At 54.8% G+C, this 15,840-nt stretch carries 11 protein-coding genes; 3 read left to right on the forward strand and 8 right to left on the reverse strand.

Going from position 1 to position 15,840, the window contains the following annotated elements; translation table 11 throughout:
• Positions 1 to 97: 97 nt before the first annotated feature.
• Genes wzc through F384_RS11090 form a run of 3 tightly spaced genes read right to left on the reverse strand, consistent with a single transcriptional unit; the run spans position 98 to position 3,848 of the window.
• On the reverse strand, positions 98 to 2,260 hold the full coding sequence (wzc, locus tag F384_RS11080) for a tyrosine-protein kinase Wzc (protein ID WP_046481514.1): 2,163 nt from the start codon (positions 2,258 to 2,260) through the stop codon (positions 98 to 100).
• Complete coding sequence (wzb, locus tag F384_RS11085; protein WP_046481515.1) at positions 2,260 to 2,706, reverse strand: low molecular weight protein-tyrosine-phosphatase Wzb; 447 nt, start codon at positions 2,704 to 2,706, stop codon at positions 2,260 to 2,262. The genes wzc and wzb overlap by 1 nt, the downstream gene beginning before the upstream one ends.
• Positions 2,707 to 2,711: 5 nt before the next feature.
• Positions 2,712 to 3,848, reverse strand: a complete 1,137-nt coding sequence (locus F384_RS11090) for a polysaccharide export protein (protein WP_046481516.1) — start codon at positions 3,846 to 3,848, stop codon at positions 2,712 to 2,714.
• Between the two features lie 675 nt (positions 3,849 to 4,523).
• Here F384_RS11090 and F384_RS11095 point away from each other — a divergent pair.
• Positions 4,524 to 6,107: a TerC family protein gene (locus F384_RS11095; RefSeq protein WP_046481517.1), complete on the forward strand. Its 1,584-nt coding sequence runs from the start codon at positions 4,524 to 4,526 to the stop codon at positions 6,105 to 6,107.
• 164 nt (positions 6,108 to 6,271) lie between these two features.
• On the opposite strand, the gene asmA is transcribed toward F384_RS11095, so the two are convergent.
• The 3 genes from asmA to udk all read right to left on the reverse strand — a co-directional run bounded on the left by asmA (position 6,272) and on the right by udk (position 9,461).
• Entirely contained in the window at positions 6,272 to 8,125 is a 1,854-nt protein-coding gene (gene asmA, locus F384_RS11100; protein ID WP_046481518.1) for an outer membrane assembly protein AsmA, read from the reverse strand.
• Between the two features lie 21 nt (positions 8,126 to 8,146).
• Positions 8,147 to 8,728 carry a dCTP deaminase gene (gene dcd, locus F384_RS11105; protein ID WP_043000174.1) on the reverse strand — a complete coding sequence of 194 codons (582 nt, stop codon included), beginning with the start codon at positions 8,726 to 8,728 and terminating at the stop codon, positions 8,147 to 8,149.
• Between the two features lie 91 nt (positions 8,729 to 8,819).
• Positions 8,820 to 9,461, reverse strand: coding sequence for a uridine kinase (udk, locus tag F384_RS11110; RefSeq protein WP_042318055.1), 642 nt, complete (start codon positions 9,459 to 9,461; stop codon positions 8,820 to 8,822).
• A gap of 326 nt (positions 9,462 to 9,787) precedes the next feature.
• On the opposite strand from udk, the gene F384_RS11115 reads away from it, so the two are divergent.
• On the forward strand, positions 9,788 to 13,117 hold the full coding sequence (locus F384_RS11115) for a diguanylate cyclase (protein ID WP_046481519.1): 3,330 nt from the start codon (positions 9,788 to 9,790) through the stop codon (positions 13,115 to 13,117).
• Here the strand turns inward: F384_RS11115 and alkA are convergent.
• The gene (gene alkA, locus F384_RS11120; RefSeq protein WP_046481520.1) at positions 13,085 to 13,954 is read right to left on the reverse strand and encodes a DNA-3-methyladenine glycosylase 2; all 870 of its coding nucleotides are present in this window, start codon (positions 13,952 to 13,954) and stop codon (positions 13,085 to 13,087) included. The two genes, F384_RS11115 and alkA, sit on opposite strands and share 33 nt — an antisense overlap.
• 136 nt (positions 13,955 to 14,090) lie before the next feature.
• Between alkA and yegD the strand changes: the two genes are divergently transcribed.
• The gene (gene yegD / locus F384_RS11125) at positions 14,091 to 15,443 is read left to right on the forward strand and encodes a molecular chaperone (protein ID WP_046481521.1); all 1,353 of its coding nucleotides are present in this window, start codon (positions 14,091 to 14,093) and stop codon (positions 15,441 to 15,443) included.
• A 98-nt stretch (positions 15,444 to 15,541) separates the two neighbouring features.
• Here the strand turns inward: yegD and F384_RS30760 are convergent, their stop codons facing one another.
• Entirely contained in the window at positions 15,542 to 15,655 is a 114-nt protein-coding gene (locus F384_RS30760; protein WP_155403992.1) for a type I toxin-antitoxin system Ibs family toxin, read from the reverse strand.
• Between the last annotated feature and the right edge of the window lie 185 nt (positions 15,656 to 15,840).

Below are 15,840 nucleotides of genomic sequence, written 5' to 3' on the forward strand. Positions count from 1 at the left end.
GCAGCGTGTAGGCCGGATAAGGCGTTTACGCCGCCATCCGGCAGCGATGCCTGATGGCGCTTTGCTTATCAGGCCTACTCAGGCCATTCACGATTCTTTATTTTGTGTCTGACTTGTATTCGTACTCGTAGTACCCGTAATCCTGGTACCCGGTGGCGCGGCGGAAGATAGAGTTGAGGATCACCCCTTTCACCTGAATGCCGTTTTGCTCAAAGCGGCCCAGGCTGGTTTCCACCTCTTTCAGGGTGTTGACGGCATAGCGGGCGACCATCAACGTCGTACCTGCATGGCGTCCGACAATCGCGGCGTCAGTGACGGCCAGGATGGGCGGGGTATCTATCAGCACCAGATCGTAGTGGCTGCTCGCCCAGCGCAACAGCTCACCTAAGCGATCGCTCATGAGCAGTTCAGACGGATTTGGCGGCACCTGACCGCGCGGTACGAGGTCAAAGTTGGCAATGGAGGTGGGTTTCGCGCAGGAGGCAATGTCCCCTTTACCGATCAGAATCTCAGACAGGCCGTTGACGTTGTTGGTGCCGAGCAGTTCATGGGTATAGCCTTTACGCATGTCGCAGTCGATCAACAGCACACGCTTGTTGGTCTGGCTGATCACCGCCGCAAGGTTGGCGCAGACAAAGGTTTTCCCGATGGACGGGCTGACCCCGGTGAGCATCAGCACATTGTTTTGCGCCTGCATCATGGCGAAGTGGAGGCTGGTACGCAGGCTGCGCACCGCTTCGATGGCCAGATCGGTCGGATTGCCCACCGCCAGCAGTTGGCTCTGTTTGTAACGCTTGACGCCCTTCACGGTCTTGACGTTATCCCGCGCTTTCTGCCATTCCGACAGCGGAATGCTGGCGTACACGCTGATGCCATTCTCTTCCAGCACCTGCGGGCTTTCGATACCACGGTTGAGCAGTGAACGCAGCAGCACGCCGACAATGGAGAGCATCAGGCCCAGAATGATGCTGCCGAGAATGATCAGCGCTTTCTTCGGCTTCAGCACGCCAGGCTGGGCAATGGCCGGGTCAACGATCCGCACGTCACCCACGGTGCTGGCCTCGGTTATCTTCAGCTCCTGCTGTTTGTTCAGCAACTGCATGTAAACCTGCTGACCAGACTCAACGTCACGCGTCAGGCGTACAATCTCCTGCTGCGTTTTCGGCATCGCCGTCACACGTCCGTTCAGTTTGGCTTTTTCATCTTCCAGCGCCTGACGTTTTTCCAGCAGCGTGCGGTACGCCGGGTGTGCTTTGGTGAAAAGCTTGGAAATTTCCGCCTCTTTAAAGGTCAGTTCGTTGAGCTGCGCGTCGATGTTAACCATCGAGTCCAGCACCGCTTTGGCTTCCAGCGGTAAGTCGACGGAGTCTTTATCCTGACGGAAGGCATTGAGTTTATTTTCCGCCACGTCCAGATGGTTTCGCACCTCCGGCAACTGTTTCGCCAGGAAGGCCAGACTTTTCGCCGCCTCTGCCGATTTACGCTCTACGTTTTGTTCCAGATAGTTGCGGGTGATGCTGTTGAGGATGTCACGGATCTGTTCGCGATCTTCACCGGTAAAGCTCAGGCTGAGCACGCCGGTATCCTTGCCGTTTTCCGCCACTGTCAGGTTGTTTTGCAGGTTATTGATCATCCCCAGCGTGGAGAATTTAGTGACGGCAAATTCGGTATCCGGACGGGCGTGAATTTCACTGACCATCATCGTGACGCCGTCTTTACTTAACGTCTGACCAGACTGTCCGTGCGCGCTAAAACCACCGTCGCTGTAAAGTTCGTAGCGTTTATCGTCCAGTACCTTGAGGGTGAAAGTCTGCTCGTTCATCCCTTTCGGCAGGGTAAACGTCGTGACTTTCACCGATTCATTCTGGCGTCCCATCAGCCGTTCCCAGCCTGTGCCAAACAGCGGGAACGTGTTTTTGGTGACCGAAATATCCAGATCCAGATCGTCCACCGTTTTGCCTAATACCAGACGCGACTGGATCAGCTGAATTTCCGCTTCGGAGGCGGGCGGTTTATTGGATAGCGCAGAACCGATGTCCTGCACCAGCGAGTTGCCGGTGTTTTGTTCAATCTGTACCAGCGCATCCGCGCTGTAGATAGGCGTTGCGAAGAGCGTGTAAATCACCGCGCATAGCGCAAACACCGCCGTAATGCCCAGCACCCACCAGCGTGCTTCAATGACGGTTCCCACCAGGCGACCAATGTCGATCTCATCGTTGCCCGTTACCGGAGCGGCAGACTGTTTTACTTTTTCTGTCATTATTTTACCTGCTCTGCGTTCAGTGCCTGCGCCCACTGGCGGGCAGACCGTTCAAGTAAGGCGTACACCGCTTCAAACGCCTCGTGGCTTTTGCGATAAGGATCGGGAATGTCGCGCTCGTTGTCCCAGTGACCGAAAAGCATGACTTTGCCGCGCATCTCGGGCGCCAGTTCGTGCAGAGAGGCGATATGCTTTTTTTCCATCGCCAGGATCAGGTCATAGTCCCGGCACAGTCGTCCGGTGACCTGCCGCGCGCAGTGCCCTTCGAGAGAGAGCGCATGACCGGCTGCGACACGCATCGCCGAGGCGTCAGCGCCTTTTCCCACCAGCGCCCCCAGACCGGCGGATTCCACCGTAATCTGCGGGTGATACTGTTTGAGCAGGCGCTCTGCCGTCGGGGAACGGCAAATGTTCCCCACGCAAACCACTAATATTTTGTTAAACATGACGATTACCAGTTGTGAAGGTCGCTGGCCGTATCCGTCATGTAACGGACACCGCTGATGGTCGGCAGCAACTGATTGATCAGACGGTTCCAGCGCGCAACCGGCGCCGTCGTGACATACACCACGTCATACGGCTGCAAACGGAATTCCGTCGCCATGACCAGTGAGGTCGCATCAGACATATCGAGCTGATAGATGTTGGCAATCTTGCCGCCCGGGCCTTTGCCTTTCAGCGGACGGATCACGAAGATGCCGCTGGCGTTGGAGGAGGTCAGATCGATACCTTCAGCATTACCCAGTGCTTCGGTCAGCGTCATGCCGCTGAAGTCCATTTTGAGGGTGCTCTGTTTTTTCACTTCACCCATCACGAACACTTTCAGGTCGTCGTTACGCGGCACATAGAGGATGTCACCCGGATAAAGCAAACGGTTCTGGCTGAGATCGCCGTTCTGCATCAGCGCCTGCAGCGAAATACGTTGTTCTTTGCCCTCGTGCGTCAGCACCACGTTGCGCCAGTCAGCCACTTCCGTCAGACCGCCGGCGGCGTTAATCGCGTCCAGCACGGTCAACGGCACGTTGGTGATCGCCTGCTGGCCGGATTTATTCACTTGTCCGGAGATGTACGCTTTTTGCGAGCGGAAAGCGGCGATATTAACGTCCACCTGCGGGTCAGCAATGTACTTCGCTAAGCGCCCGGTAATATCACTGCGGATTTCTGCCAACGTTTTTCCGACCACACTGACCTTGCCGATGTAGGGATAAAACATGGTGCCATCGGGCTGAACCCAGTTGCCGGTGTCGCTGGAGCTACGGTATTGCCCCGCAGGTGTGGTGAGTTCCGGGTGATCCCAGACGGTCACGCTCAGCACATCTCCCGCGCCGACGCGGTACTGATAGCTGGCGAGCTCCTGGTCCAGCGACATATTCGGTTGGGCGACATTGGGACGAGGACGTAATTGCTCAACCAGTCGCGGGGTGAGTGGATACACATTCACCATCCGGTCGAGATCAAAATCAGCGTCTTGCTGTTTAATCACGTCTTTACCCATCGTAGACATATTGCTGCCCGGAAGTACTGTGCAACCGCTTATCAAGGTTACCGACACCAATAATGGCATCAATTTCATTTTGGATTTCATCATTGATTATTTATCACTTTGGCAGAGTAATTATCCTGTGCAATTTAAATAGCGACTTCACCGTTCACATTTACATTGCAGTCAATTGAAAAGAAATTTAACTGGCATCAGTCCTAAAAAAATTGAATTCATCCGTAGGCTATTGACAGAATAATGCAGACTCATCATCAGGCGCTCAGGCACGCTACCGCCCCTGGCTTTTTAGCTACCAATACACTGATTAGGTTATGTTTTTGCAAGCCTCGTCATTTCGCGCCCTGCCGCAACAGAGAAATACGTAAGGCATTCTGAATGTCAGTCATTAATGAAACGGGATCCAACTTAATATATTTACTCTTCCATCATTAACGCTGGAAGAATTGTTACAGCTAACGTAATAGCAGGCAAGGTAACAAGCCTGCTATTCTCTGTTTTTAAGATTAATATTAAGCGATATATTGACCTGTTTTTAGGAATTACTTGATGTTGACAGAATCTATTTTCTCAATTCAGCCTGCGATATTTCCTAAATAGTTTTTGTCTTATTTAATTATTCCCGACAGAAACTTTATGGTTATTTTCAGTGCAGTCAGTAAGGTGAAAACGCGATAAATCCCTTCTCGCCATTGCATTTTCCGTCCGCTTTATCCATGATCGAATTGTGACAATTGTCATATAACGAAAGGTTTTACGTTTACTATGGAATGGATCGCCGATCCGTCAATCTGGGCGGGGCTGGTCACGCTGGTCGTGATCGAATTAGTCCTCGGCATTGATAATTTAGTCTTTATTGCCATCCTCGCAGAAAAACTGCCCCCTGCGCAGCGCGACCGTGCGCGTGTCACCGGGCTTATCCTGGCAATGCTGATGCGCTTGCTGCTGCTGGCATCGATCTCGTGGCTGGTCACGCTGACAAAACCGTTGTTCAACGTGCAGGGGCTGAGCTTCAGCGCCCGCGATTTGATCATGCTGTTTGGTGGCTTCTTCTTGTTGTTTAAAGCCACAATGGAGTTGAACGAACGACTCGAAGGGAAGGACAGCGATAACCCCACCCAGCGCAAAGGGGCAAAATTCTGGGGCGTTGTAGCGCAAATTGTGGTGCTGGACGCCATCTTCTCGCTCGACTCCGTGATCACCGCTGTTGGTATGGTGGATCACCTGGCGGTGATGATGGCGGCGGTGATTATTGCCATCAGCCTGATGCTGCTGGCAAGTAAGTCACTCACCCGCTTTGTGAACAGCCACCCGACCATTGTCATCCTCTGTCTTAGTTTCCTGTTGATGATAGGCTTCAGCCTGGTGGCAGAAGGCTTTGGCTTTCGGATCCCGAAAGGGTATCTGTATGCCGCCATTGGCTTCTCGGTGATGATCGAAGCGCTGAACCAGTTGGCTATCTTTAACCGTCGTCGTTTCCTGTCGGCCAATCACACCCTGCGTCAGCGTACGACCGAGGCGGTAATGCGCCTGTTGAGCGGGCAGAAAGAAGAAGCCGAACTGGATGCAGAAACGGCCTCGATGCTGGTTGACCATGACGACAGCCAGATTTTCAACCCGCAAGAACGGCGGATGATTGAGCGCGTACTCAACCTCAATCAGCGCACCGTCAGCAGTATTATGACCTCGCGTCACGACATTGAGCATATTGACCTTACCGCACCGGAAGAGGAGATTCGCGCGCTGCTGGAAAAAAACCAGCATACGCGTCTGGTGGTCACCGGCGGTCACGATGAAGAAGATCTGCTCGGCGTGGTGCACGTCATTGACCTGCTGCAACAGTCGCTGCGCGGTGAACCGCTCAACCTGCGGCTATTGATTCGCCAGCCGCTGGTGTTCCCGGAGACGCTGCCGCTGCTTCCGGCGCTGGAGCAGTTCCGCAATGCGCGGACGCACTTTGCCTTTGTTGTGGATGAATTTGGTTCGGTAGAGGGGATCGTGACGCTCAGTGACGTCACGGAAACCATCGCCGGTAATCTGCCGAACGAGGCAGAGGAGATCGATGCCCGCCATGACATCCAGAAAAACCCGGATGGGTCGTGGACCGCAAACGGCCATATGCCGCTGGAAGACCTTGTGCAATATGTCCCGCTGCCGCTCGATGACAAACGGGAATACCACACCATTGCGGGCCTGCTGATGGAAGAATTGCAGCGCGTGCCAAAGCCGGGGGAAGAAGTCCAGGTGGGCGATTATCTGCTCAAGACGTTACAGGTAGAAAGCCATCGCGTGCAGAAAGTGCAGTTAATTCCCTTGCACAACGATGATGAGATGGATTACGAGGTTTAACGTTAAACGATGCCGGGTGACGAATGCGCCGCCCGGCATCGGGTCATTGTCAGTTTGTCGGTCGGAAAATACGCAGAGCGTCGCCATCCGGCATCGGGTCATTATCAGTTTGTAGGCCGGATAAGACGCACAGCGTCGCCATCCGGCACACACGTCCTGCCGAATCAGAGTTTATCCAGCAGCTTCTTCACGTCTTTGCCGTCGCGGGAATCTTTATTGCGATCCGCCCAGTCGTTCAGGCGACGCTTCGCTTCATCCTGCATATGTTTACGCAGTAACTGATCAACCTGCAGATTGTAATTCAGCGCCTGCCAGTTGCCGTAGACCCGCAGCGGAACCGGGGTCGCCTTCAGGAAATCGATCAGCCTCCCCTCGCCCTTCCAGCCGTCCAGCACCCGCACGTTAAACTGCGTGTCACAGGTTTGTCCGACCAGGTCGAGCGTCCCCTGACCCGTCAGCGCCAGTAGCGCGGATTCCCCTTCCATGTTATCCAGCGTCAGTTTGCCGCTATCGAGCGTCAGGTCCGTCACAAAGCGCGTCAGACGGGTCGCGTTATCGAAGTTTTGCATCGACTGTACATCGCCGCCGCTGCGTTCCACGGCCTGCTGAATTAACTGCTGGAAGTTCATGCCGTCCATCCGCGTGTCGCGCATGTCAACATGGGCTTTCCCCTGCCAGCTATGGCGGAATGACTGCGCATCAATATCCGCACCGGAGAAATCCCCCGCCAGCGACATCTTGCCGGTCAGGGCAATTGGGTAGTTGAATGCCTTGAGGATCGTGCCGATTTCAACCTCGTCCAGACGCGGCTGGAACACTATTTGCGGGGTTTGCGCACGCGTATCCAGCGTTCCTGGCAGCGATATCGTTCCGCCATCAAGCTTGCCTTGCAGTTCAGCGATCGTCAGCACGTCGGACTGATTTGTCATACGGCTGCTGACGTCGGTAAAATTCATCCCACGCCAGGTAACGGCATCCGCTTTCAGCGCGATATCCGCACTAAAGCCCTTCAGCCCCTGATAAGCGGGTTCATCCACACGACTTGAAATTACCGGACGCGCCAGCGGCGGCTGACTTCCCCCTTGCTCTGCCGTACCGTTGGTACTGCTGGCGTTTTCTGGTGGGGCTAACAGGTTATCCAGATTCAACCGGGCAAATTGCAGATTGACGAGCCACGCCGGTTGTTCCTTCAGCGTCACCTGCACGTTTCCGGTTAGCGAGCTGTCGTTCGCCGTCACATTGAGCTGGCTGAAGGTGAGCGCTTTTTTCTCTTCCTGCCACTGCGCCTGCAGTTGTCCCTGCCCCTGGATGCCCTGTTTCGGCAGATCGGCACCCTGCAATTGCCAGCTTAGCTGCTGAATGCTGGCGGTTAAATTATGTGGGTAGTCGGAGGCGTCAACGGTGCCGTTGAAGGCAAGAGTAAGGTCGCGCTGGTCGCGATTCACGCGGCCGGAAAATTCGAAGGAACCGCGATGCTGCGCGTCCTGCTCCATCTCCAGGCGAATATCGCGAACGGTGACCTGTTCATCATTTTCATGCTGAAAGACCAGCACGCTGTCCGCCACGCGCAGACTGGCAACATCAAACGACCAGCCTCGATCTTCGGCAACATCCGGCAAGGTGTTGTCTCTCGGGGCCACCGGGGCGTTTTCGCGGCGTACCGCTTCCGTTTGCGGCGTCAGCTGAATCACCGCGCCTTTAAGCATCACTTGTTTGACGCTGAGCTGATGGCTCAGCAGCGGCCACAGTGCGACGTCCAGGCGCATGTTATCCGCGCGAATCAACGGCTCACTGGCCCCCTCTGCCGTTAACACCATGCGCCCGGAGAGAATGCTGAGCTGCGGCCAGACGTGCCAACGCAGCGGGCCGTCCAGTTGCAGTTGATAACCGCTTCGCGCGGCGACCTGCTGCACCATATAGGCACGAAAATCATTCGGATTGACTAGCAATACTAACGCAGAAAAGCCGGCCACCAGCACGACCAGCAATATCATCAGCGTCGTCAGAAATCGTCTCATGCTATCCTCAATGGATTAGACTCAGTCTTTATCAATCCGGCTGGCGACAGCACCCTGCTGATCGCGATACTTCGCATCTTCACGACGGTTGTACGGTCGAAGCGCAGGCCCCGAAAGCGGCTCGAAGCTCAACGCGCCGATCAGCATTCCCGGGCGCAGAGCCAACGGTAATTTACCGGAATTATAAAATTCCAGCACAATACAGCCAGACCAGCCCGGATCGATACGATGCGCGGTCACGTGAACCATCAAACCGAGGCGCGCCAGTGAAGAGCGTCCGTCCAGCCAACCCACCAGATCTGCCGGCAAGGTCACCGACTCATAGGTCACCGCCAGCGCCAGTTCACCCGGATGCAGGTAAAATGCGTCACCTTCAGCCAGTACTATCTCGTCGCTCATCACGCGATCCAGCGCGGCGCTCACTTCTGCTTTTGGCCCGCTGAGATCGATAAAGGCAGCGGTATGTCCACTAAATGTACGAAATTTATTGCCCAGGCGCACATCCACGGTCGCGCCATTAATGCGCTCAACGGGCGGACGCGGGTTGATCGACAAACGGCCTTCATCAAGCCAGGCTTCAATATCTCGGTCACACAGACGCATGGCACTTTCTCCTTTCGTGCATCGGGCGCTTAACGCATTGTGCATTAAGGGCAAACCAGGTTATCACTGAACGGTACACAATTCGCCGGGCTTATTCAAAGAACTGACTGATTTTCGCTTTAAGAATATCGATAGCAATGCGATTTTTCCCACCGCGCGGCACGATAATATCAGCGTACTGTTTAGACGGTTCAATAAATTGCAGGAACATCGGACGCACGGTCTTCTGATACTGCGCCATCACGGAATCCATCGAACGGCCGCGTTCATTCACATCACGCTTGATACGGCGCATCAGACAGATATCGAGCGGGGTATCGACAAAAATGGAGAAGTTCATCTCTTCACGCAACCGTGCGTCGGTCAGTAGCAAAATCCCTTCAAGAATGATGACTTTCTTGGGTTCAACGCGAACCGTCTCTTTCATGCGGGTGTGTTCGACATAACTGTAAACCGGCAACTCGATCGCCGAACCCCGTTTAAGAGCCTGCAGGTGCTGAAACAGCAGACTATGATCCATCGCGTTCGGATGGTCGTAGTTGGTTTTAACGCGCTCTTCCATCGACAGATGGCTTTGATCTTTGTAATAGCTGTCTTCGGGAATAACGCCGATATGTTCGTCACCGACTTGTTCACGCAACTCACGATAAAGGGTACTGGCAATAAGACTCTTGCCGGAAGCCGATGCGCCAGCAATACCGATAATGACGCACTGATGAGACTGATCAGTCATAAATTTTGCGACCTGAATAACCTGGTTAGGAAGGACGACGCCGCACGGGCGTCAAACGCGGCAATTATAGGGATTTCAGACGTGCGATACCAGTCGAGATAGCAGGGAGTGTATTTGGCGCCCAATGATTCCCTGTCGCAAATTTATTTGTTCAGATTTAGAGCAACCCGCGGAATTAAGCCAGTTTCGCAGTAATTAATCGCCTTATAATGTCAAATTATGCGCAACCGGGATATAAATTGTAAATTGTTTGTACTAGCATAAACAGAGATTACTACGATGCGTCCGGGCGTTCCGCGACGTTCCGGCCACTCGGATACAAGGTAATGAGTAAACCATCCCAACATGTTTTAGTTACCTTGCCGCATCCTCTGCTGCGCTTCGTCAGTTTAGGGCTGACGGCTTTTATTTTTACCCTTTTCTCGCTGGAATTATCACAGTTTGGAACCCAACTTGCCCCGCTCTGGTTCCCAACGTCGATCATGATGGTGGCCTTTTACCGTCACGCCGGGCGCATGTGGCCGGGGATTGCGCTTGTCTGCTCGCTGGGGAGCATTGGTGCATCGCTAATCCTGTTTCCGTCAGGCGAACTGAATTTTACCTACACCGCGATCAACATCATTGAAGCCGCCGTCGGCGCAATGTTATTGCGTAAGCTGTTACCCTGGTACAACCCGCTACAGAATCTCAATGACTGGATACGTCTCGCCTTCGGCAGTGCGGTGATCCCGCCGCTGTTGGGCGGGATTCTGGTCTGGATGTTGTCGCCACAGGAAACGCCGCTGAAAGCGTTTCTGATTTGGGTACTGTCGGAATCCATTGGCGCCCTGGCGCTGGTGCCGTTGGGCTTATTGTTCAAACCGCACTACCTGCTGCGCCACCGCGATCCGCGCCTGCTCCTTGAGACGCTACTGACGCTGACGGTGACCTTAGTTCTGAGCTGGTTCGCCATGAAGTATGTTCCGTGGCCTTTCACCTTAGTGATCGTGTTACTGATGTGGAGCGCCGTGCGCTTACCGCGGATGGAAGCCTTTCTCATCTTCCTCGCCACCATCATGATGGTGTCACTGATGATGGCATCTGATCCATCGCTGCTGACCACGCCCAAAGTGCATGTGATGAACAACCTGCCGTGGCTGCCGTTCTTAATGATTCTCTTACCGGCGAATATCATGACCATGGTGATGTATGCGTTTCGCGCCGAGCGTAAGCACATTACGGAAAGCGAAGAACGTTTTCGCAATGCGATGGAGTATTCGGCGATCGGCATGGCGCTGGTCGGTACGGAAGGGCAATGGCTACAGGCCAACAAAGCGTTATGCCAGTTTCTTGGCTATAACCAGGATGAGTTACGCGCGCTGACCTTTCAGCAACTCACCTGGCCGGAAGATCTGAATAAAGATCTGGAACAACTCACGATGCTGGTGTGCGGCGATATTAATAGCTATTCAATGGAGAAACGCTATTACACCCGCGCGGGCGAGGTCGTCTGGGCGCTGCTGGCCGTCTCGCTGGTCCGCCATCCTGATGGCACGCCGCTTTACTTTATTGCGCAAATTGAAGACATCAACGATCTCAAACATACCGAATGGGTCAACAAACGGCTGATGGAACGCATCACGCTGGCAAATGAAGCCGGCGGCATCGGGATCTGGGAGTGGGAACTGCAACCCGACGTCATCAGTTGGGATAAGCGTATGTTCGAACTGTATGAAGTCCCTGCCCATGTTAAGCCCACCTGGTCGGTCTGGTACAACTGCGTGATCCCGGAAGATCGCGAGTATGCGGAAAAAGTGATTCGCGACTCCTTAGCCGCGCGCCTTCCCTTTAAGCTGGAATTTCGGATTGCGGCGAAAGGTGGCATCCGTCATATCCGCTCGCTGGCGAATCGGGTGTTAAATAAAGACGGCGAAGTCGAACGACTGCTCGGCATCAATATGGACATGACGGAAGTGAAGCAGCTGAATGAAGCGCTGTTTCAGGAAAAAGAACGTCTGCACATTACGCTGGACTCCATCGGGGAAGCGGTGGTGTGTATTGATGTCGACATGAAGGTTACCTTTATGAACCCGGTCGCTGAGAAGATGAGCGGCTGGCAGCAAGAGAGTGCCATTGGCGTACCGCTGTTGACCGTGTTGCGAATCACCTTTGGCGATAACGGCCCGTTGATGGAGAATATCTACAGCGCCGATATGTCCCGTTCCGCCATTGAACAGGATGTGGTTCTCCATTGCCGCAACGGCGGCAGTTACGATATTCACTACAGCATTACCCCTCTCAGCACTCTGGATGGCGGCAATATCGGTTCGGTACTGGTGATTCAGGATGTCACCGAGTCGCGCAAGATGCTGCGTCAACTGAGCTACAGCGCGACCCATGACGCCCTCACCCATCTCACCAACCGGGCAAGTTTTGAAAACAAACTGAAGCAGTTACTGCAAACCGAGCGCCATTCGCATCAGCGTCACGCGCTGGTCTTTATCGATCTTGATCGCTTTAAAGCGGTGAACGACAGCGCGGGTCACGCGGCGGGCGATGCGCTGCTGCGCGAACTGGCGCAACTGATGCTCAGCATGTTGCGCGCAAGCGACGTGCTGGCGCGACTGGGCGGCGATGAGTTCGGTCTGCTGCTGCCGGAATGTAATATTGAAAGCGCGCGCTTTATCGCCACGCGGATCATTAACGCCATCAACGATTACCACTTTATGTGGGAGGGCCGCCTGCACCGCATTGGCGCCAGCGCCGGAATTACGCTTATCGACGAGCACAACTGTCAGGCGGTTGAGGTGATGTCACAGGCGGATATCGCCTGCTATGCCTCAAAAAATGGCGGGCGCGGTCAGGTGACCGTGTATGAACCACAGCAGGAACTGGCGCATCACGAGCGCGCGATGATGTCGCTGGATGAACAGTGGCGGATGATTAAAGATAACCATTTGCTGATGGTCGCCCGCGGCGTGGCGTCCCCGCGCATTCCCGAAGCGCGTAATTTCTGGCTGATCTCGCTGCGCCTGTGGACCAGCGAAGGGGAAGTCATGGAAGAGCAAGCTTTCCGGGCAAGCTTAGCCGATCCGGCGCTCAACCATGCGTTGGATCGCCGTGTACTCCATGAGTTTTTCCATCATGCGGCGCCGGCGGTTGCCAGTAAAGGGCTCAGCGTCGCCCTGCCCCTTTCCGTTGCCGGGTTGACCAGCGCCACGCTCATCGATGAACTCCTGAATCAACTGGAGCAGAGCACCCTGCCGGGACGCCTGCTGCACCTGATTGTGCCCGCAGAAGCGCTGTTACTGCATCCGCAAGAGAGCACCGCGGCACTCCAGAAATTACGTCAGGCAGGTTGTCACATCATTGTGAGCCAGATTGGCCGCGATCTGCAGATCTTCAATCTGATGACCAAAAGCATGGCGGATTACCTGCTGCTCGACAGTGAGCTGAGCACCAGCATTCACGGCAACATGATGGATGAAATGCTGGTGTCGATTATTCAGGGTCACGCCCAGCGTCTGGGGATTAAAACCCTCGCCGGGCCGGTGCAAACGCCGATCGTCATGGATACGCTATCGGGTATTGGTGTTGACCAGATTTATGGCGACATCATTGCCGAAGCACAGCCGCTGGATCTGCTACTCAATACCAGTTATTTCGCGATCAACTGACGGCTGCCACCCCTCGGTATACCAGATGTGTAATAACGCATAGGAACGCCAGGGTTTCCAGCGCTCCGCATAGCGACGGATCTGCGCAGGGGTCATCCCTGGAAAACGCTGCTTGATCAGGTAGTCGTCAGGCAAGAACACATCCTTGGCCTGCCAGCCGCGCAGGGCAAAATAGTTTGCCGTCCAGCGACCGATTCCCGGAAATCCTTGTAACGTTTTAATCCCTTGTTCAATATCTTCCGGCGGCTGGGTCATCAGTGTCCCATCCCGCGCGGCCTGCGCCAGATGGATGAGCGCGTTGGCGCGCATCATCGGCATGCCCAACGTTTTCAGCTCCAGCGGATCGGCGGCGGCTAACTGTTCAGGGGTCGGGAAACAGACGTATTCCGGTGCGTCCTCCAACACGTCGCCATACAAACGTGCGACTTTTGACGTCAGTTTTGCCGCCATCGCCACACTCACCAGTTGGCCCAGAATCGCCCGAACACCCTGCTCAAAAGCGTCCACCGAACCTGGCAGGCGCAGCCCCGGACGCGCCGCACCCAGTTCACCTAAAACATGGCTAATCTGCTGCGGTTTACACCGCAGGTCGAACAATCGTTCCATTTTTTCAAGACAGATATCCGCAACCGACAGCAGCCCTTCACTCAGTGTCACCTGAAGCGTGTAAGTCTCCGTATCGGGGACGACGGTGATGATACCCGTGTGTTGACCTATTGCCAGACTCCGCGTGTAGCGTAACGCCTCTACCGTTTCCACGCCGCTGACCGCACGAGCGGCAAGAAAACCTAAAATCCATGACCAGTCATACGGCGGTTGCCAGCTCAGGGTAAACATCCTCTTCTCCTTTTTCTGCAAACCTTCAGCATAAACGCTATTCAGGCGTTGCGCTTTGCTTTCATATTCCAGTTGTCGCGACGACAACATTTCGCTAAAGTCACGCCCCTTCTTCACTGGCATGGGGATTTTTAAGGTGTTTATTGGATTTGATTACGGTACCGCTAACTGCTCTGTCGCCGTCATGCGCGACGGCAAGCCGCAACTGCTGAAAATGGAAAACGGCAGCACGCTGCTGCCTTCCATGCTTTGCGCGCCGACACGTGAATCGGTGAGCGAATGGCTCTACCGCCATCATGATGTTCCGACACCGGACGATGAAACGCAGGCGCTGCTGCGCCGGGCCATTCGCTTTAATCGCGACGAGGACATCGACGTTCACGCCGGCAGCGTACAGTTTGGCCTGTCATCGCTTGGACACTATATTGACGACCCGGAAGAGGTGTACTTCGTTAAATCACCGAAATCCTTCCTCGGCGCCAGCGGGCTAAAGCCGCAACAGGTCGCGCTGTTTGAAGATTTAGTCTGCGCAATGATGCTGCACATCCGCCAGCAGGCACAAAACCAGCTCCCTGAAACCATCACCCAGGCGGTCATTGGGCGTCCCATTAACTTCCAGGGATTAGGCGGTGATGAAGCGAACCGCCAGGCGCAGGGCATTCTGGAGCGGGCGGCAAAACGGGCGGGATTTCAGGATGTCGTTTTCCAGTATGAGCCCGTCGCGGCGGGGCTGGACTACGAAGCGACATTGCAGGAGGAGAAACGCGTCCTGGTGGTGGACATCGGCGGTGGTACCACCGACTGTTCATTACTGCTGATGGGGCCGCAGTGGCATCACCGCGCCGACCGTGAGTCCAGTCTGCTCGGGCACAGCGGCTGTCGCGTAGGCGGGAACGATCTGGATATCGCGCTGGCATTTAAACACCTGATGCCGCTGCTCGGTATGGGGGGCGAAACAGAGAAAGGGATCGCCCTGCCAGTGCTGCCATGGTGGAATGCGGTGGCTATCAACGATGTCCCGGCGCAAAGTGATTTCTACAGCAGCGCCACGGGCCGCCTGCTGAACGACCTGGTGCGCGATGCCCGCGAACCGGAGCAGGTCGCACTGCTGCGGAAAGTCTGGCGTCAACGCCTCGGCTATCGCCTGGTCCGCAGCGCTGAAGAGGGCAAAATTGCACTGTCAGCACAGCCCGAGATTAACGCGACACTCCCGTTTATCCGTGACGATCTGGCGACCGTGATTAGCCAACAAGGGCTGGAAAGTGCGCTGGATCAGCCGCTCACCCGAATTCTGGAACAGGTGCAACTGGCGCTGGATAACGCCCAGGAAAAACCGGAGGTCATCTATCTGACCGGTGGCAGCGCCCGCTCGCCGCTAATCAAAAAAGCGCTGACCGCCAAACTGCCGGGTATTCCTGTTGCCGGGGGCGATGACTTCGGTTCTGTTACCGCCGGTCTGGCCCGCTGGGCTGAGGTGGTATTCCGCTAAACGCCTCGCAAGCTGAAAGCGGATGGATTGACATTAAGGTTCATGTGGCTTAGTTTCAGGAGTGAGGGTTAGGGAGAGTTTCCCCTCCCCCTGGTGTCTTAGTAAGCCGGTAAGCTAATGACTAAGAGTATCACCAGTATGATGACTAGCCTCATCATAACCCTTTCCTTATTTTGGCCCCTTCCTCGGGAGGGGCTTTCCCGTTCCAGCATCCCGCTGAAATCCGTGGCTTACCTCCTTTTTGCCGTGCCGCCACTGTAGCGCACAATTCCTTATGAGCCTTATTCGACGATGATTGTTGCGTAACGCCTCGCAAAGCGCGCCGCCATTCGGATGAATCCGTACAGGGTTTCATAATTCCTCCATTTTTCTCCCTTGATGGCTGGCTAAACTAGTA

The organism is Citrobacter amalonaticus Y19 (assembly GCF_000981805.1).
Taxonomy (GTDB): Bacteria; Pseudomonadota; Gammaproteobacteria; order Enterobacterales; family Enterobacteriaceae; genus Citrobacter_A; species Citrobacter_A amalonaticus_C.

What these genes read in the sequence shown, in the direction of transcription:
- wzc (WP_046481514.1), bottom strand. Translation starts at nt 2,260, where the DNA reads ATGACAGAAAAAGTAAAACAGTCTGCCGCTCCGGTAACGGGCAACGAT.
- wzb (WP_046481515.1), bottom strand. Translation starts at nt 2,706, where the DNA reads ATGTTTAACAAAATATTAGTGGTTTGCGTGGGGAACATTTGCCGTTCC.
- F384_RS11090 (WP_046481516.1), bottom strand. Translation starts at nt 3,848, where the DNA reads ATGATGAAATCCAAAATGAAATTGATGCCATTATTGGTGTCGGTAACC.
- F384_RS11095 (WP_046481517.1), top strand. Translation starts at nt 4,524, where the DNA reads ATGGAATGGATCGCCGATCCGTCAATCTGGGCGGGGCTGGTCACGCTG.
- asmA (WP_046481518.1), bottom strand. Translation starts at nt 8,125, where the DNA reads ATGAGACGATTTCTGACGACGCTGATGATATTGCTGGTCGTGCTGGTG.
- dcd (WP_043000174.1), bottom strand. Translation starts at nt 8,728, where the DNA reads ATGCGTCTGTGTGACCGAGATATTGAAGCCTGGCTTGATGAAGGCCGT.
- udk (WP_042318055.1), bottom strand. Translation starts at nt 9,461, where the DNA reads ATGACTGATCAGTCTCATCAGTGCGTCATTATCGGTATTGCTGGCGCA.
- F384_RS11115 (WP_046481519.1), top strand. Translation starts at nt 9,788, where the DNA reads ATGAGTAAACCATCCCAACATGTTTTAGTTACCTTGCCGCATCCTCTG.
- alkA (WP_046481520.1), bottom strand. Translation starts at nt 13,954, where the DNA reads ATGTTTACCCTGAGCTGGCAACCGCCGTATGACTGGTCATGGATTTTA.
- F384_RS30760 (WP_155403992.1), bottom strand. Translation starts at nt 15,655, where the DNA reads ATGCTGGAACGGGAAAGCCCCTCCCGAGGAAGGGGCCAAAATAAGGAA.